Raw genomic sequence first — 26289 nt, forward strand, 5'->3', positions numbered from 1 at the left:
GGGTAGCATCTATTCCAAAGACAAAAACCCTCACCTATCAAAGGCAAGGGTTATTTGAATAATTTCTTGCGAGTAATACTACTCCCAGCTTAATTCATCATCAAGGTCATTGTCCTCAATGCGGGCGTAGTCATAGTCAGGCATAAGCTCTTCTTTAACATGATCCACACACTCGTTTAGTGCTTCCACAAACTTGTTGAAGTCTTCCTTGTAAAGGAAAATCTTGTGTTTCTCATAATAATGGCCTTCGTCTTTGTAGCGCTTTTTACTCTCAGTAATCGTGAGATAATAGTCATTTGAGCGCGTTGCTTTCACATCAAAAAAGTACGTTCTTTTACCAGCGCGTACTCTTTTTGAGTAGATCTCTTCTCTTCCTTTATTCTCTTCCACAGTCCTTAATGGTTAATTCAACAGGGATAAAAATATAACAATTAAGAATATAAAAAAACACTTTAAAAAAAAATCGAAAATTGGTTTTTAACAGCGTACATAACCGCCTAACGATACCGAAAGATTAATAATTATATTGATAATCGCAAAATTTATTAGTTTTGAGGTAGCTCTGACCAACTTTTAAGTGTGCGAAAATGGCTTCTATAACAGATTTAAGAAGCATTTTTGGAAAATGTAAAATTTATTTTTTTGGACATTGTTTTTGACCGTGTTTAAGCAGGCTTAGTAGACCAATTAGCCAAATTGTCACTTGAGGAGTGAGCGAGTTTTTTTAGGAGAATAAGAATTAGCTAGAGATGAACCATAGATTTATGTACACGATTCGGGGGATGCTTGTGCTTTGCTGTATGCTAAGCATTCAGTTGCTGAGTGCACAAGTAATCAGAAAGGTGGGATACAAAGAGACAGGTAAAGCATCTTTTTATCCGGGAGACAGAAATGGAGCCATTACAGCAAGTGGCGAACCATACGATATGTATGCTATGACAGCTGCTCATAAGTATATAGCTTTCAATTGTATGGTGAAAGTGAGAAATATTGATAATGGGAGAGAAATTTTGGTAAGGGTTAACGATCGTGCGTATACGGACTCCCGAATTATCGACCTGACTTACAAGGCTGCCGAAAAGCTTGAGATACTAGGGACTGGAACAGCCAATGTAGCGATTGAAATTGTATCTCTAACCCCTTCAGAAAACCAAAGTACGGAAGTGGCCTCTGATGTTGACTTGCCGGATAGTGATCATGCCATTGTATTTGATGAAGCTTATACGATGAGGTTTGTAGAAGTTGGAACCTATAATCTAAAAGGAGATAAGGTTATTGCAAAGGGATATGGTTTGCAAATCGACGCCTGTACTGATATAAGCTGTGCGCTTAACACCGCAAGTAAATTCAATGAGATGCTCTTTAGAGATATTTTTATTCAAACAGGTTGGGCTAATGGTCAAAAGGTTTACAGGGTGCTTTTGGGTGCTTTTGAAAATACAGACCAAGCTATAAACCTTAAGGAGTTTTTAAATTGCAACGAAATTGGCGCTTTTGTAAAGCGACATTATCAGTAGTGTTTAGAATCTTTATATTTTTTTAAGTGATTGATTCACTGTTTGTTCACTTTTTAATAATAGGCGGTATGGTGTTTGGAAAGGCTGCTTATATAATAACTAAATTAACAAGCTTATGAAACTGAGAGCTGTTTGTAGAGTGTTTGGCTTTACAAAAGTATTGATATTGGGGATGCTGCTGGTGACCAATTGGGCAGTAGGACAGAAATATAAGGTGGGGTACACTGAAAAGGGGAAGGCTTCATATTATGCGGAGAAGTTTCATGGCAGACTAACGGCAAGTGGAGAAAAATATAATATGTATGCCAATACTTGTGCACACCGAAAACTTCCTTTCGGGACTATATTGAAAGTGACCAATTTGGGTAATGGTAAGTGGATTACAGTGAAAGTAAACGATAGGGGGCCTTTCAAGAGCAATAGGATTCTGGACCTGTCAAAAGGGGCTGCTGCTAAAATTGACATGATTAAAGCAGGAATCGGAAATGTCAAAATTGAAATAATCAGTATGAAAGGAAGTGGAGGTACTACAGGTACTGAAACTACTGTAGTAGCTGAAAATGATAAGAAATCTCCAATCAGAAGTGTTGGCACCTATAGTGTTTGGGGAACTTCCAAAAAGGTAGTGGCAGATTATGGTGTACAGATCGCATCTTACACCAACTCTGAAAGTGCGGCCAAGGAAGGTAAGAGAGCTATTAAGTTAGGGCTGGATGATATTTATATCCAATCAGGCTGGTTGAATGGGAAGAAGTGCTATCGTGTATTGTACGGGGCTTTTTCTAAAAGTCAAGCACGAAAGGAAATCCGCACAGTGAAAAAGAAAGGATATAAAGGCGCTTTTTTGAAAAAACATTTATAATTTCTGAATTGAAGGAAATGGTGAACGCGATAGCTGTAAACATTGACTGGTAAACTGTTTTTCAAATCGGCTGAATAACCCTTATAACCAATCATACATGGACTTTAATAAGATAAAAGAATACGGAAACCTTGAACTGCTTGCTCGACAGATGGTGGAAGGTTTTATTACAGGATTGCATAAGTCTCCTTATCATGGCTTTTCTGTAGAGTTTGCAGAGCACAGCTTGTATAACTTGGGGGAAAGTACCAAACATATTGATTGGAAGGTTTATGCACGTACCGATAGGCTGTATACTAAGAAGTATGAGGAAGAGACAAATCTCCGTGCCATGATTTTGTTGGATACATCATCTTCGATGTATTATCCGATGGAAGACTACGGTAAGATTAACTTCAGTGCAGTAGCGGCAGCGGCAATGGCTTATATGTTGCAGAAGCAAAGAGATGCAGTTGGGCTTTGTACATTTTCTGATGAGATCGAAATGTTAACTCAGGTAAGGTCTACGCCAAAGCATTTGCATAACCTGTACCTGACACTGAACCAGCTATTGGAATCTCAGCCTAAGAAACAGAAAAAATCACATGTGGCAGAAGTAATTCATCAGGTGGCAGATCAGATTCATAAACGTTCGTTGGTGATTATTTTCAGTGACATGATGGAGAATAATGATAACCATGATGAGATGTTTGCCGCATTACAGCACTTGAAGCATAATAACCATGAAGTGCTGCTATTTCATGTGATGGATAGCGAGACAGAATTGGATTTTGACTTTCCTGAGCGACCAACCATTTTTGTAGATGTTGAAACGGGTCAGGAAGAGAAGGCACAACCTGCACAGGTTCGGGAGTATTACCAAAACATTATTCAGGAGAAGTTCTATGATATCAAAGTAAAGTGTGGGCAGTTCAAGATTGACTTTATTGAGGCTGACTGCAGAAAGAATATAGATCAGATTCTCTTGCCATATTTGATAAAGAGAGGGAAGATGAAGTAAAAAGAAAGGCTTCTGTAACAGTATTACAGAAGCCTTTTTTGTTTATCAGGCTTTTTCGCTGAAGTATGCAGATTTGGTGCAAATATTCGCTTTCAACTGATTGAGGATTGAATACAAACCAAAATAGGTTCTGTTCAGGTAAAGACCATGTTTGACACCTCTTGGTTTTTTGGCTTCCTTCAATGGTTTGATGCGGGATGACTTTTCACCAAAAGCAAATATCTCTTCAAAATATTCATCCTGACCAAAATCAAACGAGTCCTTATGAAAAGGTCTACCCAGCAATTGGATCATCTGCTTGAAAGTATCTTCCAATAGTTGCTTGTCTTCATCAGAGTCATCAGGATGAATGAATCGCAGAGTGTAGAAAGTCTCCAGCATTTTCTGTCTGTCCTCTCGAAGGGTTGGGTCCATCAATACAAAGTATTGCTGATAAAAGTCTTCGGGAAGAACTTTGACACAGCCAAAATCAATGATTCCCAATACACCATCAGCTCCCATGATAAAGTTGCCTGGATGAGGATCTGCATGTACTTCCCTCAGTTCATGGATCTGGAAGTCATAGAAGTCCCACAAAGCTTGACCTACCTTGTTTCTGATTTCCTGTGAAGGATTGGTCTGAAGGAACTTATCAAGGTGTGTGCCCTCTAACCAATCCATGGTAAGAATCTTTGTAGAGGAGTATTCAGGATAATATTTCGGAAACCTAATATTAGGAATGTGGGCACATGCTTGTGTTAGGCTGATGGAGCGTTTCAGCTCTAAATCATAACGTGTTTCATCCAAAAGCATGCTTTCAACCTCTTCCATATACAGGTCTACCTCTTTCTCATTAAGTCCAGCGATTTTTACAGCAAATGGCTTGACCATCTTAAGGTCTGCACTGACACTTTCAGCTACGCCAGGATACTGTACTTTTACAGCCAATGTTTTCCCGTCTTTTTCAGCCTTATGTACTTGCCCGATAGATGCTGCGTTGACCGCCTCCGTAGTGAAAGAATCAAAGATATCAGTAGGGGACTTGTCAAAGTGCTTCCGGAAAGTCTTAACCACAAGAGGATAAGAAAGCGGTGGTGCGGAGTATTGTGCCATCCTAAACTTATCAGAGTAAGCAGTAGGAAGCATGTTTTTATCCATACTCATCATTTGTGCTACCTTGAGAGCACTGCCTTTCAGTTCACTGAGTGCATCATAGATGTCTCGGGCATTATCCTGATGCAACTCTTCACGATCCGTATTGGGGTCGACTAGCTTCTTGGCGTAATGTTTTACATAATTGGCCCCCACCTTTACACCAGTTTGCATAAACCGTGAAGCTCGCTGAACCTTGGATGCGGGAATGCTATTTTGGGCTTTATTCTTTTCGCTCATAGTGGTATGGGTAAGGTTGTAATGAACTTACAACCGATTATTTTTTCTGTATAAGGAATTTGACAAAGTCAACTGCTGAATCAAAGACATTGTTGCTGATAAGGTCAAAAGATAAGTGAACAGCCTTTTCGATAGCAGTATCAGTCTGTTCAAATTCTTTGGAATCATCTTCAATCCAAAATTTCAGGACAAAGAGTAATTGTACCCACATGGCTTCAGGGTAGCGGTCTCCAATAAAAGGCCTGTCTACCAATTCGCCGGACGTAATGCCCAGTCCTGATAGTTCATTAGCAAAAGACATGAACTTTTCTTTAAACACCTTTAATGTCTCCGGAGTTCTGAAAGACCTGTCTGCTCCTTTCTTAAGAGAGTACACCACAAAGCTTCGTTGTTTCTTCAGTTCTTCGATCAGTGTAAAGTAGAATGACAATAACTTTTCACGAGTTGAATATTGCTCATAGATTTCCTCGTTTTTGACCTTTTCCAAGGTGTCTTCGATGATTCTGCCCCATATTTCCTGCTCAATAGCTCTGAAAGAAGCGTAGTGCTGATAGAATGTAACTTCCTCTTCCTGCATATCATCCATAAACAAAAAGACAGATGCAGGAGGGTGGTTATGGGTCAGGACATATCGCATATATGCCTTCTCGATTTTTTTTTCAGTTTTTTCAGATTTTTCCATGAAAACAGAACTTCTTTTAAATTTTTATGTTATCTTCAGTATGAAGTTTGTTTGTTAGTTTAGTTTATTAAAGTGGAAAGGGACCTCTGAAATTCAGAGGTTTCTTTTTTTATTTATACGCTATTATGCTTTTTATACGCATTGTTACGAAATAGTTCTATATTTTATTAAAATATTAGTATGTATTTTTTACTTCTCGGCAACGTATGAAGAACAAGATATGAGACCTTTCTGTTTTTAATTAATCTCTTACTTATCAATTACAGTTTAGCGTTTTTGTTTTGTCATTTTTCTTAAGAAAACAGAATGCTTTCACTTTTTACTGACAATGATTTTTTGCCTGCTTAAACTCACTTAGCACATGAAGCCCAATAAGTGCTACGTGTAACAAAACTTAATGTTTCCCATACTTTTATTCTCAATTATATATTTGCCTATAACTTTTTGTATTTTTGCCTTATTCCATACAGGAGGTAGACTTGTCTGAATAGGGTCCTGCACTTAGGTAAAATCCTATTCCTGCCATACTTGTGTAACCATAAATGATCAATACTTTGAATACAGATAACAGCAAATCACTTTTCGAGAGAGCTCAGCATTCTATTCCGGGTGGTGTGAACTCTCCAGTAAGAGCTTTCAAGTCAGTAGGAGGTACACCGCTTTTTATCAAAAAAGCAAAAGGTGCATATGTATACGATGAGGATGGAAACAGTTATGTTGAACTGATTAACTCATGGGGCCCAATGATTTTGGGACATGCCCATCCAGAAATCGAGGCAGCTGTTAGAGATGCTATTGGGAACTCTTTGTCGTTTGGTGCTCCAACTTCCCGTGAGATTGAAATTGCTGAACTGATTGTTTCAATGGTTCCTTCCATTGAAAAGGTCAGAATGGTGAACTCGGGAACAGAGGCTACTATGTCAGCTATCCGTGTAGCAAGAGGCTATACAGGTCGCAATAAATTTATCAAGATTGAAGGTTGTTATCATGGTCATGGAGATTCTTTCCTGATTGCAGCAGGTAGTGGAGCAGTTACAATGGGTGCTCCTGATAGCCCAGGTGTAACACCAGGTACCGCTCAGGATACATTGTTGGCTCCTTATAATGATCTGGAAGCCATTGAAAAGTTACTTGATGCGAACCCTAATGAAGTTGCAGCGATTATAGTTGAACCTGTAGCAGGTAATATGGGCTGTGTATTGCCTAAAGAAGGCTATCTGCAAGGGTTGCGTGACCTATGTGACAAACATGGTGTTGTCCTGATATTTGATGAGGTGATGACAGGGTTCCGTCTGTCAAAAGGTGGAGCACAAGAGTATTTTGGCGTAACTCCTGATATGTCCACTTTAGGTAAAATTATCGGTGGTGGTATGCCAGTAGGTGCTTATGGCGGTAAGAAGGAAATTATGGAGTATGTGTCTCCTGAAGGACCAGTTTACCAAGCAGGTACATTGTCTGGAAATCCAATTTCGATGGCAGCAGGACTTACAATGTTGAATATCCTGAATACGCAACCTGAAGTTTACCAAAAACTGGAAGAAACAGGTAAGCGTATTAGAAAAGGGTTTGAAGAGGGACTAGAAAAACTAGGCTTGAATTACACGATCAACAGTGTAGGGTCAATGATTACTTTGTTCTTTACAGATAGCGAAGTGAACAACTTTGAGGATGCAAAGAAATCTGATACAGCCTTGTTCGGTAAGTACTTCCACGGAATGTTGGAGAAAGGTATCTACTTAGGTCCATCTCAGTTTGAAAGCCTTTTCTTGTCTACAGCTTTGAGTGATGAAGACATCGACAAGATCATCGAAGCGAACTATGAGGTCTTGAAGAAAATTCATAACCTATAAGGTATCGTATAAGTTATAATTGAAAAGCCCCCATACTGCTCTTGTAGTATGGGGGCTTTTAGGGTCTTTATTTTCCAAGAGAAGGAAGCCATGTAACAAGCTCAGGAAAGAATATAATCGCTAGTAATAGCCCCAATTGAATAAGAATAATTCAAGTTGCGTTTGATTTTCCTACCAAGCGACATTTTCGATTGTATAGGCAAAAATGAATAAGAAAATTTTAATGATGAAACCCTGTGGCGTGACAGCATGAATATGCTTAGGGAACTTGGCTGTAATACCACTGAATGTGGTTTCCACCCTCTTCCTCAAGACCTTCTTGATAAAGGCTTGCCAAGGCTCATCCTTTCGTTTTGCATTCGATTTCCGGTCGGCCAAAATGCGAATGTTTTCGCATTCGGCATAAAGGTCTTCCAGATCGTAATCGGTGAAGGCGGCATCCCCATACAGGGAACTTCCTTCCGGAATTTCAAGGTTCATGGATTGAAACCCCGTTATATCATGGACTGAACCCGCCATAAGAAAATACTGGACAGGAATGCCCGAAGATGTGGTAATTAACATCACCTTGAATCCATAGAAGTACTCCCTCTTGGAGGAATTATAGCCTCTGTAGGGTTCACCTCGCAGGATTCTGCATCGGGGGATACGGATATTCCGGCAGACAGCTACAGGAAAACTGTCTATGAGGTAATCCCCGCTAGTGTTGAGCTCCATCAGGGTTTTGCCCAATGCCGAGAAGATAAATAAGATCGTCTCAAACAAACCGTGAAGCCTGCGATTGAACCCGGACTTATCAATGGGCTTAAAGCCATGATGCGCTTTCAGGTACTCCAGAGATTGTACCATGTTGCCACCGAAATGGGCACATGCCAGCAGGGCCGAGGTAATGATCTGGCTGTCGGACATCCGACGCTGTCTAGGCTCTTTGAGCTTAGTTGCTTTCAGGTAATCATCTACAAAACAGTAGATGCATACGGTATTTTCATTGATGGTTGCCATTGGACAGGTGTGTTTGGTGCTCTTCATCCTAAACAACACCTTCCATGGTAACCTGATTTATAAAGTGCAACTTGAGTTAAGAATAAAAGGGATGATACCTCGGTATAAATGTCCAGTGGTTATACTGTCAGGAGCAACGCCTTTTAGGTAAAAAAGTGAGAAACCAAAAGGTGGTGTCAGAAATGAAGTTTGCAGATTAAGGGAAACAAGGATTGCAATCCAAAGAAGGTTCATGTCATAGGCAACAAATACGGGCGTAACCACAGGTAAGAAAATAAAGATGATCTCAATGAAGTCTATAAAAAAGCCTGCGATAAATATACCTATCATTACCACTGCTAAAAAACTGTAAGGGGAAAGGTTTGCTTGTTCGATTAACTGAATTAAGATAGTATCACCGCCAACTCCCCTGAAAACAAGACCAAAGGCAGTTGCTCCAACCAATATGATAAAGACCATGCTGGTTAAGTGTGTAGTTTCCTGCATAACGCCTTTCACTACCTGTAATGTGAGCTTCTTTTCAATGGCAGTTAGAATAGTCGCAACCAAAGCACCAACTCCTGCGGCTTCAGTTGGAGAGGCAATTCCCGTAAAGATGGATCCCAAGACGGCTAGCACCAAAAGGAATGGGAGAATGAAAGTTCTGATCAGTTTACCCAACATTTTGCCTTCTCTAAACTCTTGCAGTTCTTCAGGAGGAACAGGTGGTGCATATGAAGGGTTTACAATGGCAGTTCCAATCGCAAATGCAGTATATAGTATGACCAAGATAACACCTGGGACGATAGCAGCTAAAAAGAGGTCTCCCACAGAGATATTCATGACACTGCCTAACAGGATAAGGACAATACTAGGAGGTATAATTTGCCCGAGTGTTCCTGAAGAAGCGATTACTCCCGTTGCCAACTCTGGCTTGTAGCCACGTTTAAGCATGGCAGGCAAGCTTAGTAAACCCATCGTAACCACTGTCGCCCCAACTATTCCTGTAGAAGCTGCAAGCATAGCCCCCACCAGAATGACTGCTACAGCCAATCCACCTTTTATCCTACCCATCAATAAAGACATGGTATGTAATAGCCTTTCTGCTATGCCAGACTTTTCTAGCATCACACCCATATATACAAATAGGGGTACAGCCAAGAGTATCTGATTACTCATGGTACCAAATATCCTCAAAGGCAGCAGGTAGAATAAGTCGGTACCGAAAACGAAATAGCCAAAAATAAGAGAAACCCCCGCTAAGGTAAAGGCTACAGGGAACCCTAGCAGAAGAAGTATAAATAAGGTGATGAACAGTAGTAGCGCAATCATGTTTGTCAGTTTGAGTGGTTTGTTCAGTTCAGAAATGGGTTAAGCACATCGCTTTTCGTCAAGAATGCAAAGTAGAGATGAGCAAAATAGTGATACCCCTTGAAGAAGGAGCAGGAAAAAGCCTACAAAGATGCTCCCTTTAATCAGGAACCTGGCAGGAAGGCCTCCAGGGTCAGTAGAACCTTCATTGATTAGATATGCCATTTTTATATATGGAATACTGGCATCCATTACTAAAAGGCAGAAAGGTAACAAAAGTAGTATGCTGCCCAATAAATTGACCCATGCTTTGGCTTTTTGAGAAAATCGAGCATAAAAGACATCAACCCTGACATGCCTGTCTTTTTGTAAGGTGTATCCAGCACCCAATAGAAAAATTAGGGAAAAGACATGCCATTCCAATTCTGGTAGGGCAGCGCTGGCTTGTTTGAACAAGTGGCGGGCAGCTACATCAATACAGATTAGAATAACTAGTATAGTGGTAAGCCATGAAACTGATCGACCTATGGTGAGGTTAATTCTGTCTATGTTTTTTACAACTTTTGAAAGTAACGTTGTCAGCATTGTGTTTTATTCTTTTTGGGTAGTGTGTACAGTGCACTCCTTTTTAGGAGCGTTTTGGTAAAGGTTGTTCTATCGTAAAACTTTCTTTGGGTAGAAGAAAGAGGTAGTAAATCTACAAAATGTAGTTAAATGTTCTTAAAAAAATTATATACGTATTAAAAAGCAATTCTACACAAATCCATTTTTATATTTTGCAGACAATTGATGAGGATAGTTTTCGACCAATTGAAAAATGAGCGAAGAACCTGCTATGAAATTTTGTGATTTGACCGTCCGTTTACAGAGTTATATTTTAGGACACTGCTCAAGCAGTTAAGCTTTTTCATTTTCTCAATCCCCGAACTGATTTTGTTATCATAATATAATATCAGTATTTTCGCAGATTGTTAACAGAAGACAGATTAACTGTCATACCGTGAAAAGCGGTTCGTGTTTCTGAAATAGGAAGCCTGTAGGATTGACTTAAAAAATATTAAGAGAATAAATGAAAGAGAAGCTTGATCTGACTAACATTCCGAGACATATCGCTGTGATAATGGACGGCAACGGAAGATGGGCAAAGCAGAAGGGTGCAGCGCGTGTGTTTGGACATAAAAATGCGATCAAAGCAGTCAGAGAAGTGACCGAAGGCGCTGCTGAATTAGGAGTTGAATACCTTACTTTGTATGCTTTTTCCACTGAAAACTGGAATAGGCCCAAATTGGAGGTGACTGCACTGATGCAGCTGCTGATCAAAACAATTCGCAAGGAAACTGAAACCCTGATCAAAAACAATGTAAAGCTTGCGGCCATTGGCAACCTTGAGATGTTACCTGGTGAATGTCAGAAAGAACTTCAAGAGGCAATGGAAATCACCTCAAGCAATACAGGAATGACTCTAGTGTTGGCACTTAGCTACAGTGGTAGATGGGATATTACACAGGCTGTAAAAGCACTGTGTCAGGATGTCAAAGATGGTGTCCTTGACCCTGAAATGATCACTTCAGAACTAGTAGCTCAACACTTGAATACGACTGGAATTCCAGACCCTGAGTTGCTTATTAGAACCAGTGGAGAACTTAGAATTAGTAATTTCCTGTTGTGGCAATTGGCTTATACAGAGCTCTTTTTTACGGAAACACTTTGGCCGGACTTCAGGAAGGAAACCCTCTATGAAGCCTTGCTGAGTTACCAATTGAGAGAAAGACGCTTCGGGAAGACCAGTGAGCAACTGGTAAAATAGATGATGTGAAGTTTGTAGCCTGTCTAAATTGCTAGAGGTCTTCAACAAACGTATGAATTTAAGAAACTTGTAACAGCCTATACCTTGCTGGTTTTAGGAAGCTTACAGGACTGTATGTGAAAAGTTAACAGCAGATAAACGCATGAATTTTCCGCATTTAAAAGTCTCCACACAGCTGATAGCGTTGATAAGTACGCTAGTGTTAGGGACTTCTTTTTCAGCTTTTGCGCAGTTTGGAACAAACTACAGTACGCAAACAAATAAGTACAATATAGACTACAGTACACCTATTGAGTACAATATTGCTGGCATCAATGTAGTTGGGGCAAACTTCAACGACAAAAATGCGCTTATCAACATCTCCGGCTTGAAGGTAGGAGAGAAAATCATGATTCCGGGTGATGATATTACCAAGGCAATTAAGAAGCTTTGGAGGCTCGGTATTGTTGGTGATGTAAAGATCAATGTATCTGAAATCACTGGCAATGATGTTTATCTGGAAATTGAGCTGAAAGAACGTCCTAAGCTTTCGAGATACTATTTTGAAGGAATCAAGAAGGGACAGGCTTCGACATTAAGTGATAAAGTTTCTTTGGTGAAAGGACGTATCGTAACTGATGCGATGTTGAAGAACACAACAAACATTATCAAGAAGCATTACGCAGAAAAAGGCTTTAAAAATACTGACGTAAAAATCGTTAAGGAACAAGATCCTGTACTTTCAAATGCTGTTCAACTTAGAATTGAAGTGAACAAGAATGAGAAAGTAAAGATCAATGATATTGAGCTGACTGGTGTTGAGGAGTTAAGCGAGAAAAAAGTGCTTCGTAAAATGAAGAAGACGAAGGAGAAACGTTTCGGCAGAATTTTCACTCCTTCTAAATTCATTGCAGAAGAATACGATAACGATAAGAAAAGTGTAATCAGTTACTATAACGAACAAGGTTACAGAAACGCGGAGATCGTTAGGGATTCCGTTTACGATGTCAATGAAAAATTGGTAAACATCGAAATGGATATTGAGGAAGGTCAGAAATTCTTCTATAGAGATATCACTTGGACTGGTAACTATAAATATACCAATGAGCAGTTGGGTAGAGTGTTGGCAATTAAGAAGGGAGATGTTTACAACCCTGATGAATTGAACAAGCGTCTGACGTTTAACCCGAACGGTACAGATATCTCAGCTCTTTATATGAATGATGGTTACCTGTTCTTTAATATTACGCCAGTTGAAGTGTTGGTGGAAGGCGATTCCATTGATATTGAAATGAGAGTATACGAAGGAGAGCAGGCATATATTGATAATATTATCATCAATGGTAATACCAAGACGAGTGACCACGTAATTATGCGTGAGATCCGTACGACACCAGGTGAGAAATTTAGCCGTGCAGACTTGATCCGTACACAACGAGAGTTGGCAACATTAGGTTACTTTGACCCTGAGCAGATCGGAATCAACCCAGTGCCAAATATGGCGAAGGGTACCGTGGATATTCAGTATGACTTGGTGGAAAAACCAAATGACCAGATTGAACTCTCTGGTGGTTGGGGTGGTTACTACGGATTCGTAGGTACACTTGGTCTGGTCTTCAATAACTTCTCATTGAAGAACATTCCTGACATGAGTACTTGGAAGCCTCTGCCTTCAGGTGATGGACAACGTCTTTCACTTCGTGTACAGGCGAACGGTAGACAGTTCCAGACTTACTCGGTCAGCTTTACAGAGCCTTGGTTGGGCGGTCGTAAGCCAAACTCATTGACGGTGAGCTACAGCTTCTCAAAACAGCGTCAAGGATCGAGTATTTATAGCCCTAATAACTTTACAGGGTCAATGGGTATCCACTCTGCATCCGTTGGTTTGGGTAGAAGATTGAAATGGCCTGATGATTACTTTATCATGAACAACTCAATTAACTTCCAGAACTACCGTTTGGATAACTTCTATACGACAGGTTTCTTGGATTACCCAACTGGTAACTCATATAGCTTTACATTCAATACAACAATTGCACGAAGTAGTGTTGACAACCCTACTTACCCAAGAAGTGGTTCATCAGTATCGTTACAAGTAGCGTTAACACCTCCATACTCTTTGCTTTCCAACAAGGACTTTTCAGCGGAGGATGTTTCAACGGATGATAGATACAAGTGGGTAGAGTATCATAAATACATGTTTGATAATGCTTGGTATCAAACTATCGTAGGAGAAAAACTGGTATTGGCAACAAGGATTCACATGGGCTTTATTGCTTCTTATAATAAGGACAAAGGTTTGGGACCATTTGAGAGATTTATCTTGGGTGGTGACGGTCTGACCTCTAACAGTTACCTTTTAGGTACAGAGAACATTGGTTTGAGAGGTTATGAAAACAACTCGATTGTACCTTATGAGGTCATTAACGGTAGTCCTCAGCCGGGTTCTGGTGGTGTAGTTTACAACAAGTATGTGATGGAACTTCGCTATCCTGTTTCCTTGAACCCTGCGGCAACAATCTATTTATTAGGTTTTGCTGAAGGAGGTAACAACTGGGGGACGTTTGATGAGTTCAACCCATTTGACCTTAAGAGATCAGCTGGTTTAGGTGCCAGAATCTTTATGCCGGCATTTGGTATGCTAGGTATTGACTGGGCATATGGATTTGATGATGTGGTGGGTAGCCCTAATGCAGGCGGTAGCCAGTTCCACTTCACGATCGGACAGCAGATCAGATAAGATACATGACAATATTTTAAGCAAAAACCCGAAGGAGTATTACACTTCTTCGGGTTTTGAGTAATAGGCATTTTGTAATATCTGCATTTTGGGAGATGACTTCCGATTGGAGGTAAATTTGTACTCAAAATGTTAAGTATGTATAAAATAATAGCTAAAATAGGCCAGTGTTTGTCATATTTTGAGAAATGCCTTACTTAGTCTTCTCAAAATAACGACACTTGCACTAGGCTAACATTTTTGACCTAACTACTAAACTCTAAAATAAAATGAGAAAGGCAGTACTGTTACTGATCGCGCTGGCAGCCGCCCTAACAGCCCAAGCTCAGCGGTTCGGTTATATCGACTCACAGGTTATCATTGAACAGATGCCAGAGTACAAAGAGGCAGAGGATAATTTGAGAAAACTCTCTGATGAGTGGACGAGGGATTTGAAAAAGATGAGAGACGAGGTTGAAGACCTCGAAATTGGCTACAAAACAGAAGAGCTTTTGCTGACCCAAGACATGAAAGAGGAAAGGCAAAAGGAAATCAGAGGGAAGAGAGAAGAAATAAGACGCTACCAGGCTAACCACTTCGGCTATGAAGGGCTTCTGTTTATCAAACGAAAGGAAATGATCAAACCTATTCAGGATAAGATAGCAAAGGCTGCCACCAAAGTAGCAAAATCGAAACGTCTACAGTTTCTTTTTGACAAAGCGAGTGATCTGACGATGATTTACTCAGACCCAAGACACAATTACACGGATTTTGTTTTGGAAGAACTTGGCTTAGGAGACCCGTCCGATACGCCAAAGAAATAAAGGGTAGTTACAATTTGAGAGTGATTACCAATGTGTTATTAAAACAATGACGATAAATTCACTTGTATAGCATAATGCAGGGTGATTATTTCGTAAATTTGGATTTTATTGAGCGATAATATTGAAAATACAAGACTAATGAAAAAGCTTATTTTTAGCCTACTAGCACTGTTGGCAATTGGGTTTACCACTACTGCCGCTCAGGCTCAAACACAGAAAGTAGCATATGTGATAGAGGATAGCATCATGAGAGCTTTACCTCAGTTCAAAACACAGCAAAAGATTATTGAGTCTTATGCAAAACAGTTTAAGACACAGATAGACAGCAAGCAACAAGCTATGCAACAGAAGTACCAGTTCCTTCTGCAAAATCAGAACAGCATGTCTCCTCAAGAGCAGCAAGAGAAACAGGAAGAGTTGCAAACTATGCAAAATGAAGTGATCGAGTTGCAGCAGAGAGCACAGCAAGGCGTTGCCAAGAAGAATCAAGAACTGATGCAGCCATTGGTTGATAAGATTACTAAAGGGATTGAGGAAGTAGCCAAAGCAGAAGGATACAATGTTGTGATGCCTAAGAGCACATTTATCTTTAGTGGAGGTGGTGCTGACATCACAGGAAAAGTGATTGAGAAAGTGAAAGCGATGAAGTAATCGCAACCATTCAAAATTGATTTAAGGACACAATAACAGAACAATAAAATGAAAACTAAATTTTTTATCGCATTCTTCATCGGCCTGTTTGCTACAGTGCTGTTCAGCGGAGTAAATAACACTTACGCTCAAGGTAAACCATTTGCTTACGCTGATATTGACAGTGTAGTACAAGCGCTTCCTGAGTTTGAGACTAAGATGAAAGAGTTGGAGAGCTACCAAAAACAATTGGTTACTTCAATGCAAACTCAACAGAAAGACCTTGAGGCGAAATATGCTGACTTCCAAAAGAACCAACCAAACTGGTTGCCTGAAATCGTAAGACAAAAGGCTCAGGAGATTGAGTTACTTCAGAAAAACCTGCAGGAGTTCCAGCAGACTTCACAAGTAAACTTCTCTAAAAGACAGCAAGATGCTTTGATGCCTTTGCAAGATAAAGCAATGAAAGGTATCGAGGATGTAGCGAAAGAAATGGGTTACCAATACGTAATTCCTTCTCAAATGCTGCTATATAGCGATGGTGCTGATGATATCACTGGCAAAGTTATCCAGAAGCTTGGTGGCAAGCAGTAATGGACTCTATGATATAATGAAAACCAGCCTATATAGGCTGGTTTTTTTGTTTCTATATTTTATTATGAAAGCTCATTGAGAAACTGTAACCAAAAGAACTATGTATAAAAAACCTGACTATCTAAAAGCTGGCGATAAAGTAATGGTATTGTCACCTGCTGGTGCTCCAAACCATAAAAGTGTCAATGAAGGAATCGGGATCCTTAAAGGATGGGGTCTAGAGGTTATACTAGCCCAAAACACGCTAAACAATTATGGGTCATTGGCAGGCAAAGACGAAGAGAGGATTGCTGACTTACAACTAGCATTGGATGATACCAGTATCAAAGCCATTATTTGCTCAAGGGGAGGCTATGGCACTACCCGAATAGTGGATGCACTGGACTGGACTACCTTCGAGCAATCTCCCAAATGGCTTGTAGGTTACTCTGATATTACCACGATGCATATGCAGCTCTATAAGCTGGGCTATCAGAGCATACACGGTAGTATGGTAATTCATTATAGCCTACCTCATGCAGCGTCATCAGGTGAATCACTCAGGCAAGTGCTATTCGGGGAGAAGCCACCTGTTATTACAGCTCCTGCACATCAGTTCAACCGCAAGGGAGAAGCAGAAGGAAGTATCATCGGTGGTAATTTAGCATTGCTGGCTTCCCAAATCGGTACACCTGCAGATCTGGATTATACAGATAAGATTCTTTTTATAGAAGAAATAGGGGAGTACCTCTACAACTTTGATCGTATGTTGGTTCAGATGAAGAGAAGTGGAAAGCTGGAAAAACTGAGAGGTTTGGTGATCGGTCAGTTGACAGACATGAAAACTAATGAAGGAAATGAGTTTCCGATGTCGGCTTTGGAAATAATTGAAGAGAAGCTTTCGGAATATGATTATCCTGTGGGCTATGGATTTGATATTGGACACGATTATCCGAACTGGCCAGTGATATGCGGTGGGAATGCTGTTTTAAAAGTGACTGACGATGGAGCAACATTAATACAGTTATAATGGAAATTGCACTATTCGTTGAGTGGGAAATATTGTGTTAGTTTGATAAAAAAAAATTGATGATGGAAAGCGAAATATTTTAGCTGGCAACAAAGAAAACACTCAAATATTATTTGTAGGTTTGTCCTCTGTTTCAGATACTTATTGTATTTTTTCTTGCTAAAATATAATAAAGCAAATATAAACTAGATCCATCATCAATTTTAGCTAACTGATATGAGTTTCAACTTAATTCCCTTCAAGACGAAACATCAGATTGTTTTTGAAAGGGCGGAATTTATTGCTGACTCTGATGACGAGTTTTATTACAGGCAACTGTTCCTATGGGTAGACTTATTTATTGAGGTGCTCTATGACAGGGATGCGGAAACTATCGTTGCCATCAGAGAGGCAGGTAATACTGAGATGCTTTATCCCTTCTGTGAAGATGTTGATCTGAACGTCTAACAGGTGGGACTTTTTTAAGGCAGCATGCTATTTTTTTGTAGTTTTAGTCAATTGTTACTGACTAACTCAATACATATGAATAAAGCTGCTGCTCTTCTACATGTTATTTGTTCCTTTCTTTTGCTGATGGGATGTCAGCAAAAGGGTGAACTTTCTTTCCCATCCAACTGGGTGGACCTTTCTCACAGTTATGACAGTACAACCCTTTATTGGCCTACCTCGCCTGTATTCAAAATGGATACAGTGTTTGAGGGACAGACCGATAAGGGTTATTACTATTCAGCCTACCAGTTTTGTACAGCAGAGCATGGCGGTACGCATATGGATGCGCCTGTGCATTTTGCTGAAGGTAAGCAGGAAGTTGATCAGGTGCCGCTTAAAACGCTGACAGGAGAAGGAGTGGTCGTGGACCTTGCTTCTATAGTCAATGGAAATGCGGATTACCTGATTACAGCCAAGGACCTTCAACAGTGGTTTGACCTTAAGAAAATTGATCCCTCAGGTAAAATCATCCTGATGCATACAGGGTTTGGGAAGTTTTGGCCTGATGCAAAGAAGTATCTGGGAACAGATATGAGGGGAGATGAGGCTGTACCACAACTGCACTTTCCTGGGTTGTCAGAAGATGGAGCAAATTGGGCAGTAGAAAAGAAAGTCAAATCAATAGGCTTGGACACCCCAAGTATTGACTATGGACAGTCAACAGACTTTATGGCACATCGTGTGCTGTTTGCGGCCAACATTCCCGCCTTTGAGAACCTTGCCAATTTGGATAAGCTGGTAGACCATCAGGTATGGGTGGTGGCTTTGCCTATGAAACTGAAAGGAGGAAGCGGTGCACCATTGAGGATTATAGCAGCCGTTCATCAATAGCTAAATCATTGAAATTCTATTTTTTACAGATATGGATAACAAAGAGTATTTTGAAATAAACAAGAAGAACTGGAATGAGCGTGTACAAGCGCATATGGATTCAGACTTCTATGATATGAAAGCTTTCGAGGCGGGAGCGACGTCATTGAAAGAAATTGAACTGGATATATTGGGAGATATCAGTGGTAAGCGAGTTTTACACCTTCAGTGTCACTTCGGGCAGGATGCCCTTTCGCTGGCTCGAATGGGAGCTGATGTAACTGGTATAGACCTGTCAGATAAGGCTATCGAAAAGGCAAGGGAAATTGCCTCCAAACTGAATGTTGAGGCGGAGTTTGTTTGCTGTAATGTATTGGAGATAGACCAACACCTCACAGGAGAATATGATATCATCTTTACGACTTATGGTGTTGTGGGTTGGTTACCGGAACTGACCAAGTGGGCAAAGCTTATCCATCAATTCCTCAAGCCGCAAGGCAGGTTTCTGCTAGTGGAATTCCACCCTGTTGTTTGGATGCACGATGATGACTTCAAGCAAATTGCTTATTCTTATTTTAACAAGGAAGCCATTATTGAGACCAGTGAAGGTTCTTATGCTGATAAGGACACAAGTCATAACTATGAGTCTGTAGGTTGGAACCACGACTTATCAGAAGTGTTTACAGCCTTGCTTCAAGCAGGTTTGCAGATAAAGTTATTCAAGGAGTATGATTTCTCGCCCTATAACTGTTTTAACAATACTGTTCCTGCTGAAAAAGGCTTTCAGATAAAAGGTCTTGAAGGAAAACTGCCAATGGTATACGCTGTTGAGGCAACAAAGCTGTAACCTGAGTTGATGTAGAAAAGAAAAGCCTGCTTTGTAATCCGAGGCAGGCTTTTTTGATAAATTTTATGAGGTCTAGAATGACCCCATGTTTCCAATCTATTGTCTATTACCTAAACAATTCATAGCGGATATCGTCAGGAATGGCCGAAGGTCGTTGCGTACGGGTGTTGACGGTTACGACTTTGATCTTGCCATCCAAAACTTTTTGATCAGTCCCTTTCAGAAAAATCTGTTGCAGGAAAATAATCGTACAGCGGTTGATTTCTGCTACCGATGTCTCGATTCTGAGTACCTGACCGAGTTGAGCCTGATACTTGTAGTTCAGGTCATAACTGGCGATCAGTATACCAAGCCCTCCTTGCCTTGCCATCCTGATAGCATCACAGTTTTCAAAGTGTGCCCATCTGGCTTCTTCAAGAAACTCCAGATAACGCATGTTGTTTACATGGTGGTAGCTGTCAAGGTGATACTGACGGACGAGGATTTCCTTGGTAGTAATTCTTGGTTCGATTGCTGTTGGAGAGTACATAGGGATTTCGTTTTTAGGTAAAAACAATGTCAGCTTGTAATGAAGTGAAAAGCCATTAGGCTTTCCAGCTTCATTTTGCAGGTTACTTGGTTACATGATATTGAAGTATCAAGATAGTATCGGGGCTTTAACGCAAATTGAACAGGCGGGAAACAAATTGCTTTTGCCTTTAACTTCTTGCCTATAGTTTAATTTATAATATCTATTGATATACAGCAATTTAGGGTAAGAATGACACTTAGCATTTTTTCTAAAAAATTTTGAAGAATGCTCTAAAATGAGCCTATAAGGGACTTTTTTTTGTGAAATTTTTTTTCAGAAGGTTGAATAATAACCCGAATATGGTGTGAAAATGATTATTGTTTGATCAGGTCAAAGCCGGCAAGCCTGATCATGGGCTTGTTTTGGTAGGATTCAAGTGGTACAGTTTCTCCCAATAGGTCTCCGCCAGCACCTTCCACTATTGCCTGCTGATTGTTGATGGGTCTCAGTACAATCTGAAATGTAGGAATTGTCGGGTAGATGGTCGTTCCTTCTCCAATCAGTAGTCCGTCTTTCAGATACATTTTATAGGAAGTCAGAAATTCATAAGCTCCTTCAAAATCCCTGACCTTGTAGGTGCCGACTGTAGCCTTCCACTCTTTGGGTATATCAACTTCCTTGATACGTTTACCTGCAAGTTTCCATTTACCGAAATCATGGTATATAAGATAGTCCTCTCCGTGATAGGGTTTGATTTTCAGTTCAAGAATCTTAGCGCCCATTTTCCTTAGTACTATCGTGCTGTCATTGTACAATGTTCCAGACAATGTTTTTTGCTCTGCCCATAAGTGAGCTTTCATCTTGGAGTGATTTTTTTGCTTTATCTCGATGACCCCTATCGGAGTGGCAAACCTTCCTTGAAACTGTTTTCCGATAGCAGCGTTGGTGGAAATCTTTTTTCTATCAGGTTTAGGGGCAGCCTTTTTTTCCAATGATTTTAGTTCCAACATATGGTCAACAGCCTTGTAGAGAATTTTCATACCTGTATCAGGTTTGTAGGTGTTGCTGAGTATGGCAACCCCAAAGTCTTGTTCAGGAAAGAAAATAATCCCAGCAATACACGGAAGCTGGTCCCCGAAATGATAGGTGGTAGTATAATCATAGTATTTACCCAGAAACCAACCCAACCCATGTTGGTGGTCCAATCCCAAGGGGAAGTTTTTGGTCTGGTCAGTCAGCATTTCTTTTACCAGTTGTTCTGACAGAAAACGGTTTGGACTAGCCTGTCCTTTGTTGAGGTATACCTGAAGCAGTTTGGACAAGTCATGGACAGACGCCTTAATCCCATCGGCAGGAAGTGTTCTGGTGGTAAATATCTTGGTTTCCTTGCCTTTTTTATCATACCCTTTGGTCAGGTTGGGGATTTGGCTGTAAGGATAAGCTGTAGCTGTTTCCATCCCTATTGGAAGGAAGACTTCTTTGGCTACAAATTCTTCATAACTTATACCCGATACATTTTCTATCAGGCAACCTAGCAGTGCCATTCCCCAGTCCGAATATTGGTACAGGGTTTTGGGAGGCGCGATAAGGTATTCTTCTTTGCCTTCCTCAATTAAGCCACAAAATGGTTCAGGATGGTCGGTATGGTTCTTCAGCGCCCTAACCCTAGGAATACCGGCAAAGTGTGTCAGCAAATCCCTTGGAGTGAAACTGATCTGATCATCAAAGTGCTTTTGCATGTCGAAATCAGGGACATATTGCGTGTAAGGAGCGTCAAGGTCTACTTTTCCCTCTTGTACCAGCCTCATCACAACAGATGCTGTTATTATTTTACTGACAGACCCAATAGGATATACAGTATTGGCAGAAGCTTTTATCTGGTTGGTTTTGTCAGCCATACCAAATCCTTTCTCCCAAAGGAGACTATCCTTACTGACAATTGCGATACTTAAGCCCGCAATGTCTTTTTTCTTGACCTGCTTTGCAATGTACTTGGAAAGGGATGTGAAATCTTGGGCAGGCAGAGTAGTGGCTATAAAAAGCAGGGGCACTAGGGAGATATATTTTATTGGGTGAAACTTTACAGGTAGATGTGGCATATCAAAAGAAGGTTGTTTAGGTGAATATCAATTTTTATGGTTAGAAAATTCATGTGCTGTTTTAGTTATGATGAAATTTCCTCTCAGTATAGGATGTTATTAGGTCGGTAAAGGATAGTGTCGGATACTATTAAATTGTCTTAAAATAAGAAACGATTGCTTTTTAGGAACGTATGTTGCCCATATACGATCAAGATTTATAATTAAATAACCAGATGGACTATGAAGAAAAAACAACTTTTTGCATTAATCGGAGCTGCAATGATCACATTTGCTTCTTGTCAGAATAAGGGAGAAACAAAAGAAGACCAATCAGCGCAGCAGCATACAACAATGGCTGAAAGCAACAAAGTAGCAGATGCCGCTCACAACAGTGCCAATGCATTGGATTGGAATGGTACCTATGAGGGCGTGATTCCATGTGCAGACTGCGAAGGCATAGAGATTTCATTGGTGTTGAATAATGATGAGACCTATTTGTTAACCACCAAGTACCTAGGTAAGGCAGACGATATTTTCCGGTCATCAGGTAAGTTTGTTTGGAATGAAATGGGCTCTATCGTGACGTTGGAAGGAGTGGAAGCTCCGAACCAGTATTTTGTGGGAGAGAATGCACTATTCAAATTGGATAAGGAAGGTAATAGGGTAATTGGAGACCTAGCCTCTAAGTACATGCTCAGTAAGAAGATGGGAGATGTTGTTGTACAGGAAGGCTTGCTTGAGACAAAGTGGAAACTTGTAGAACTTGCAGGGCAGCCACTGACGGATGAAAAGGAAGGTGATATTCCTTTTCTGATGTTAATGAAAGAAGACAGCAGGCTTAGTGCTTTTGCAGGGTGTAACAACATTATGGGAGCGTATGAGCTTTCAGAAGGAAACCGTATTACCTTTTCCCAAATGGCTTCTACCCAAAAGGCTTGTCCGGATATGGAAGTGGAGAAAAACTTTGTAAAAGCATTGGAAATGGCCGATAACTTTACCCTAAAGGACGGAACACTATCCCTGAACAGAGCAAGAATGGCACCTCTGGCAAGATTTGAAAAAGTGGAAGAATAATCGCAATACCATATAGTCAGAAGATAAAAAGGCAACCCAATATGGGTTGCCTTTAACAACAACTGTAATAAGATCAGTGCTCCCTGACCTGTATAATATTGACCGGACAAGCTTCTGCCGCCCGCTTGTTGGCTTCCAGTTCGTCTTCATTGACCTTGACGTTCCAGAACCCCTTTTTATCTACTGCACCGAGCAATACACTTTTGCCATCCTTCTTGGACATGCGCCACCTTTCGGGCGCAAGCTCCACACAATAGTTGCAGCCGATGCATTTATTTCTTTGTTGAATAATGGTGACCATACGCTAACCAATCATAGAAAGTGATGCTAATGATATTTTTTATTGTGCAACAGCCTCACTGTCTACAATCTTGTACAGCTTATCAGAAGGCCTGATCTGCGTGTCAAGCTTGATCGTAAATTTATCGCCCTTTACAGCAACTTCTTTTTTACCATCATCGTTGACATGCATTTCCTCAATTACGGTTTCCACCACACCTGTGGTAGGGCCTGTAATCAGGATATGGTCACCTGCCTTTAGCTTTTGGGTCTCCATTGTAAACTCAGCAACACCCAATTTGCTGTAGTAGTGACTGCCTCTGCCCAAGAATACTTTTTTCTTGGTCGCAACAGATCCAGGCTGAGAAGTCCACTCACCCAATTTTTGTCCTAAGTAATAGCCACTCCAGAAGCCACGGTTATAAACTTCTGTCAGGCGCTCCATCCAATTGGCAACCTTTTCTTTGGAGTAGGTTTTATCCAGACAACTGTCAATTGCCTCACGGTAGCACTGCGTAACAGTCTTGACATAGTCTGCACCTTTTCCACGTCCCTCAATCTTCAGGACTTTAACCCCCGAATCAATTACCTGATCAAGAAAATCAATAGTACAGAGGTCTTTTGGAGACATGATAAACTCATTGTCAATTTCAAGCTCGTAACCCTCTTCAATATCTATGACCTTATATTGACGACGGCAATTCTGGATACAAGCGCCACGGTTGGCAGAAGCATTGTGCGTATGTAAGCTCATATAGCACTTGCCCGAAACAGCTACGCATAAGGCACCGTGTCCGAACAGCTCTATTTCTATCAGATTCCCTGAAGGACCCTTTATCTGTTCCCTTTCAATGGCATCCGTAATTTTCTTTACCTGCAAAAGGCTTAACTCCCTCGACAAAACCATTACATCAGCAAAGTGACTGAAAAAACGAACCGTCTCAATGTTGGTGATATTGCTTTGGGTAGAGATATGTACCTCAACACCTTTCGTAAATGCGTAGGAAATAACAGCCTGGTCAGCCGCAATAATGGCTGTGATACCCGCTTCTTTTACCCTGTCCACGATCACTTTCATCAACGATAGGTCATGGTCATAGATAATGGTATTCAGTGTCAGATAGGTTCTGACATCCTGTTCGCCACAGATACGGGCAATTTCCTCCAGATCATCAATTGTAAAATTCATGGTAGCCCTTGCCCGCATGTTCAATTGCTCCACACCAAAGTACACAGAATCAGCACCACCCTGAATGGCTGCCATCAACGCCTCAAAATTTCCCGCAGGGGACATCAGTTCAATCTTGCTGTCACGCATGGTTTTATAGCTGTTGGATTTCGTATGAGAATTATGATAATATTTCAGCTTGCAAAAATAGCAGGTATGGCATTAGTGGGAGATGAAGAATGGTCAATAGGTTTTGGTGATCGTGGTCACCGGCCATTTGGTGTCGGTGTAAGCCTATGGAAAAAGAACCCTCACCTATAGACAGGATAAATCCCGCCTCTTGGAGATACCATCCCTTCGGGATTTGTGAATGTATCAACCCAGAAATGGTTATATCCTAAAGAGGCGTATTTTAATCCGTCAAAAGAACCTGTTGTGACAGAACTCACCAATAGACGGTATAAATCCCGCCTCTTGGAGATACCATCCCTTCGGGATTTGTGAATATATAAACCCTGAAAGGGTTATATCCTAAAGAGGCGGATTTCAATCCGTCATAATAGGACACCGAAATATGGTATGGATTGATAGCATGCTATAATTACCCATGGGGCGGCTTATACTTATTTGATTATGAGGATTTGGTTGGTTTTTCAATAATTACCTTTTATGATTTTTTTATTGAGGAACAAAAGAGAAGGTATAGCAGGTATTGATTAGAAAGGTGATACAGTAGGGGTATTTATAATTTAAGCCATTAAGATGCGAGCATTGTATAGTTTTTCAGAATCAATCCCGAAGGGACATAACAAAAATAGCCTTGGATAACATCCAAGGTTAGTTCAGTCTCCAACACCAGACGAGTTGAATCTTTGAAAGGCAGACAACACCATGCGTAAATTTAACTCCTTTGGAGTTGGGTTCTTATGGTATTGATTAGACCCCAGATTTTCATCTGGGGCTATTATTCTTAAATCCCTTTGGGATTTTTTTGTATGATAACCACCGTTTCCAAAGGAAACAAACAATAATAGCCACAGGCGTAAGCCTGTGGCACATTGTTCCATGCCTTCCCAACCCCGATAGGGGTTGAATGGGTGATGCCGATTATTTTGTACAACTTAATACATCCAGATTGTATGGTCAATGTACGCTATGGATTTACCCCATATATTTTTCATCATAGGTCACTCCATGTTCATTCAGTAAGGAGATTAATTCCTCTTTGAAATCCACATGCTTATGATGCTCTTTTTGTCTCTTGATATATTGAACCAATTTTTCTTTTTGATTTTCTGAACAGGTAAAAGCACCATATCCATTCTGCCATCCTCTAAAATTTGGGAATACATTTTCGGTTTTATTCCAATGATTGGTCGCTAGTTTAATGTCTTTAATCAAATCAGCAAGCCTTTCATTTGGGTGAAGGTGTGTTAGGATGTGTAAGTGATCTTCTGTGCCGTTGATCTGATAAAGTGTACATTGCTTCTTATTTAGAATCCCCCATATATAACGGAAAAGAGATTCATGGTGACAGAAGCTAAGCGTCTTTTCACGATTCTTAGTGGAAAATACAATGTGGTAGATAATTTGGGTATAGGTTGACATCGGTGTCGTCTTTTTTAGTTCAACTCCTACGGAGTTGGGTTCTTATGGTATTGATTAGACCCCAGATTTTCATCTGGGGCTATTATTCTTAAATCCCTTTGGGATTTTTTTGTATGATAACCACCGTTTCCAAAGGAAACAAACAATAATGCTGCACGAGTAACAGGTGGATGTAAGCCTATGGAAAAAGAACCTGTTGTGACAGAACTCACCAATAGACGGTATAAATCCCGCCTCTTGGAGATACCATCCCTTCGGGATTTGTGAATGTATCAACCCTGAAAGG

General features: G+C 40.5%; 26 protein-coding genes. 15 read left to right on the forward strand and 11 right to left on the reverse strand.

Features of this window, described 5'->3' with window-relative positions; all coding sequences use genetic code 11:
- Positions 1-78: 78 nt before the first annotated feature.
- A complete protein-coding gene (locus V6R21_RS11780) occupies positions 79-390 on the reverse strand; it encodes a DUF3276 family protein (RefSeq protein ID WP_334243810.1) in 312 nt (103 codons plus the stop codon).
- A 359-nt stretch (positions 391-749) separates the two neighbouring features.
- Between V6R21_RS11780 and V6R21_RS11785 the strand changes: the two genes are divergently transcribed.
- The 3 genes from V6R21_RS11785 (at position 750) to V6R21_RS11795 (ending at position 3379) form a co-directional block, all read left to right on the forward strand.
- Positions 750-1517, forward strand: coding sequence for a septal ring lytic transglycosylase RlpA family protein (locus V6R21_RS11785; RefSeq protein ID WP_334243811.1), 768 nt, complete (start codon positions 750-752; stop codon positions 1515-1517).
- Positions 1518-1632: 115 nt separating this feature from the next.
- Positions 1633-2379 (forward strand): septal ring lytic transglycosylase RlpA family protein, encoded by a 747-nt coding sequence (locus V6R21_RS11790; protein ID WP_334243812.1) that lies wholly within the window; start codon positions 1633-1635, stop codon positions 2377-2379.
- A gap of 97 nt (positions 2380-2476) precedes the next feature.
- A complete protein-coding gene (locus V6R21_RS11795) occupies positions 2477-3379 on the forward strand; it encodes a DUF58 domain-containing protein (protein WP_334243813.1) in 903 nt (300 codons plus the stop codon).
- A gap of 45 nt (positions 3380-3424) precedes the next feature.
- Here V6R21_RS11795 and V6R21_RS11800 read toward each other — a convergent pair whose 3' ends face one another.
- Complete coding sequence (locus tag V6R21_RS11800) at positions 3425-4750, reverse strand: ABC1 kinase family protein (protein WP_334243814.1); 1326 nt, start codon at positions 4748-4750, stop codon at positions 3425-3427.
- Positions 4751-4787: 37 nt separating this feature from the next.
- Entirely contained in the window at positions 4788-5432 is a 645-nt protein-coding gene (locus tag V6R21_RS11805; RefSeq protein ID WP_334243815.1) for a TetR family transcriptional regulator C-terminal domain-containing protein, read from the reverse strand.
- Positions 5433-5974: 542 nt separating this feature from the next.
- Between V6R21_RS11805 and hemL the strand changes: the two genes are divergently transcribed.
- Complete coding sequence (hemL, locus tag V6R21_RS11810; protein ID WP_408612991.1) at positions 5975-7282, forward strand: glutamate-1-semialdehyde 2,1-aminomutase; 1308 nt, start codon at positions 5975-5977, stop codon at positions 7280-7282.
- Between the two features lie 171 nt (positions 7283-7453).
- Here hemL and V6R21_RS11815 read toward each other — a convergent pair whose 3' ends face one another.
- The 3 genes from V6R21_RS11815 to V6R21_RS11825 form a co-directional block, all read right to left on the reverse strand.
- Positions 7454-8275, reverse strand: coding sequence for an IS982 family transposase (locus V6R21_RS11815; protein ID WP_456298559.1), 822 nt, complete (start codon positions 8273-8275; stop codon positions 7454-7456).
- A gap of 66 nt (positions 8276-8341) precedes the next feature.
- A complete protein-coding gene (locus tag V6R21_RS11820; protein WP_334243817.1) occupies positions 8342-9595 on the reverse strand; it encodes a TRAP transporter large permease in 1254 nt (417 codons plus the stop codon).
- 39 nt (positions 9596-9634) lie between these two features.
- Positions 9635-10159: a TRAP transporter small permease subunit gene (locus V6R21_RS11825; protein WP_334243818.1), complete on the reverse strand. Its 525-nt coding sequence runs from the start codon at positions 10157-10159 to the stop codon at positions 9635-9637.
- Positions 10160-10643: 484 nt separating this feature from the next.
- On the opposite strand from V6R21_RS11825, the gene V6R21_RS11830 reads away from it, so the two are divergent.
- The 9 genes from V6R21_RS11830 (at position 10644) to V6R21_RS11870 (ending at position 19282) form a co-directional block, all read left to right on the forward strand.
- Positions 10644-11381 carry an isoprenyl transferase gene (locus V6R21_RS11830; protein ID WP_334243819.1) on the forward strand — a complete coding sequence of 246 codons (738 nt, stop codon included), beginning with the start codon at positions 10644-10646 and terminating at the stop codon, positions 11379-11381.
- Positions 11382-11523: 142 nt separating this feature from the next.
- Positions 11524-14100: an outer membrane protein assembly factor BamA gene (bamA, locus tag V6R21_RS11835; RefSeq protein ID WP_334243820.1), complete on the forward strand. Its 2577-nt coding sequence runs from the start codon at positions 11524-11526 to the stop codon at positions 14098-14100.
- Between the two features lie 269 nt (positions 14101-14369).
- Positions 14370-14903, forward strand: a complete 534-nt coding sequence (locus V6R21_RS11840; protein WP_334243821.1) for an OmpH family outer membrane protein — start codon at positions 14370-14372, stop codon at positions 14901-14903.
- 138 nt (positions 14904-15041) lie between these two features.
- Entirely contained in the window at positions 15042-15554 is a 513-nt protein-coding gene (locus tag V6R21_RS11845) for an OmpH family outer membrane protein (protein WP_334243822.1), read from the forward strand.
- A 48-nt stretch (positions 15555-15602) separates the two neighbouring features.
- Complete coding sequence (locus tag V6R21_RS11850; protein ID WP_334243823.1) at positions 15603-16127, forward strand: OmpH family outer membrane protein; 525 nt, start codon at positions 15603-15605, stop codon at positions 16125-16127.
- Between the two features lie 100 nt (positions 16128-16227).
- Complete coding sequence (locus V6R21_RS11855) at positions 16228-17136, forward strand: S66 peptidase family protein (RefSeq protein WP_334243824.1); 909 nt, start codon at positions 16228-16230, stop codon at positions 17134-17136.
- Between the two features lie 216 nt (positions 17137-17352).
- The gene (locus tag V6R21_RS11860) at positions 17353-17583 is read left to right on the forward strand and encodes a hypothetical protein (RefSeq protein ID WP_334243825.1); all 231 of its coding nucleotides are present in this window, start codon (positions 17353-17355) and stop codon (positions 17581-17583) included.
- 75 nt (positions 17584-17658) lie between these two features.
- On the forward strand, positions 17659-18456 hold the full coding sequence (locus V6R21_RS11865; protein ID WP_334243826.1) for a cyclase family protein: 798 nt from the start codon (positions 17659-17661) through the stop codon (positions 18454-18456).
- Between the two features lie 31 nt (positions 18457-18487).
- On the forward strand, positions 18488-19282 hold the full coding sequence (locus tag V6R21_RS11870) for a class I SAM-dependent methyltransferase (RefSeq protein ID WP_334243827.1): 795 nt from the start codon (positions 18488-18490) through the stop codon (positions 19280-19282).
- Positions 19283-19388: 106 nt separating this feature from the next.
- On the opposite strand, the gene V6R21_RS11875 is transcribed toward V6R21_RS11870, so the two are convergent.
- Both V6R21_RS11875 and V6R21_RS11880 read right to left on the reverse strand, forming a co-directional pair.
- Positions 19389-19811 carry an acyl-CoA thioesterase gene (locus V6R21_RS11875; protein ID WP_334243828.1) on the reverse strand — a complete coding sequence of 141 codons (423 nt, stop codon included), beginning with the start codon at positions 19809-19811 and terminating at the stop codon, positions 19389-19391.
- 356 nt (positions 19812-20167) lie between these two features.
- The gene (locus V6R21_RS11880; RefSeq protein WP_334243829.1) at positions 20168-21892 is read right to left on the reverse strand and encodes a serine hydrolase domain-containing protein; all 1725 of its coding nucleotides are present in this window, start codon (positions 21890-21892) and stop codon (positions 20168-20170) included.
- A gap of 222 nt (positions 21893-22114) precedes the next feature.
- Here V6R21_RS11880 and V6R21_RS11885 point away from each other — a divergent pair, with 222 nt between their 5' ends.
- Positions 22115-22948, forward strand: coding sequence for a copper resistance protein NlpE N-terminal domain-containing protein (locus V6R21_RS11885; RefSeq protein ID WP_334243830.1), 834 nt, complete (start codon positions 22115-22117; stop codon positions 22946-22948).
- Positions 22949-23021: 73 nt separating this feature from the next.
- On the opposite strand, the gene V6R21_RS11890 is transcribed toward V6R21_RS11885, so the two are convergent.
- Both V6R21_RS11890 and V6R21_RS11895 read right to left on the reverse strand, forming a co-directional pair.
- Positions 23022-23249 (reverse strand): ferredoxin, encoded by a 228-nt coding sequence (locus V6R21_RS11890; protein WP_334243831.1) that lies wholly within the window; start codon positions 23247-23249, stop codon positions 23022-23024.
- Positions 23250-23288: 39 nt separating this feature from the next.
- Positions 23289-24545, reverse strand: a complete 1257-nt coding sequence (locus V6R21_RS11895; RefSeq protein WP_334243832.1) for a peptidase U32 family protein — start codon at positions 24543-24545, stop codon at positions 23289-23291.
- A gap of 24 nt (positions 24546-24569) precedes the next feature.
- Between V6R21_RS11895 and V6R21_RS11900 the strand changes: the two genes are divergently transcribed.
- Positions 24570-24716: a hypothetical protein gene (locus tag V6R21_RS11900; protein ID WP_334243833.1), complete on the forward strand. Its 147-nt coding sequence runs from the start codon at positions 24570-24572 to the stop codon at positions 24714-24716.
- 840 nt (positions 24717-25556) lie between these two features.
- Here V6R21_RS11900 and tnpA read toward each other — a convergent pair.
- On the reverse strand, positions 25557-26003 hold the full coding sequence (gene tnpA, locus V6R21_RS11905) for an IS200/IS605 family transposase (protein WP_334243834.1): 447 nt from the start codon (positions 26001-26003) through the stop codon (positions 25557-25559).
- Positions 26004-26289: the final 286 nt, after the last annotated feature.

The sequence above is a fragment of the Limibacter armeniacum genome (genome assembly GCF_036880985.1).
In the GTDB taxonomy this organism is placed as follows: Bacteria; Bacteroidota; Bacteroidia; order Cytophagales; family Flammeovirgaceae; genus Limibacter; species Limibacter armeniacum.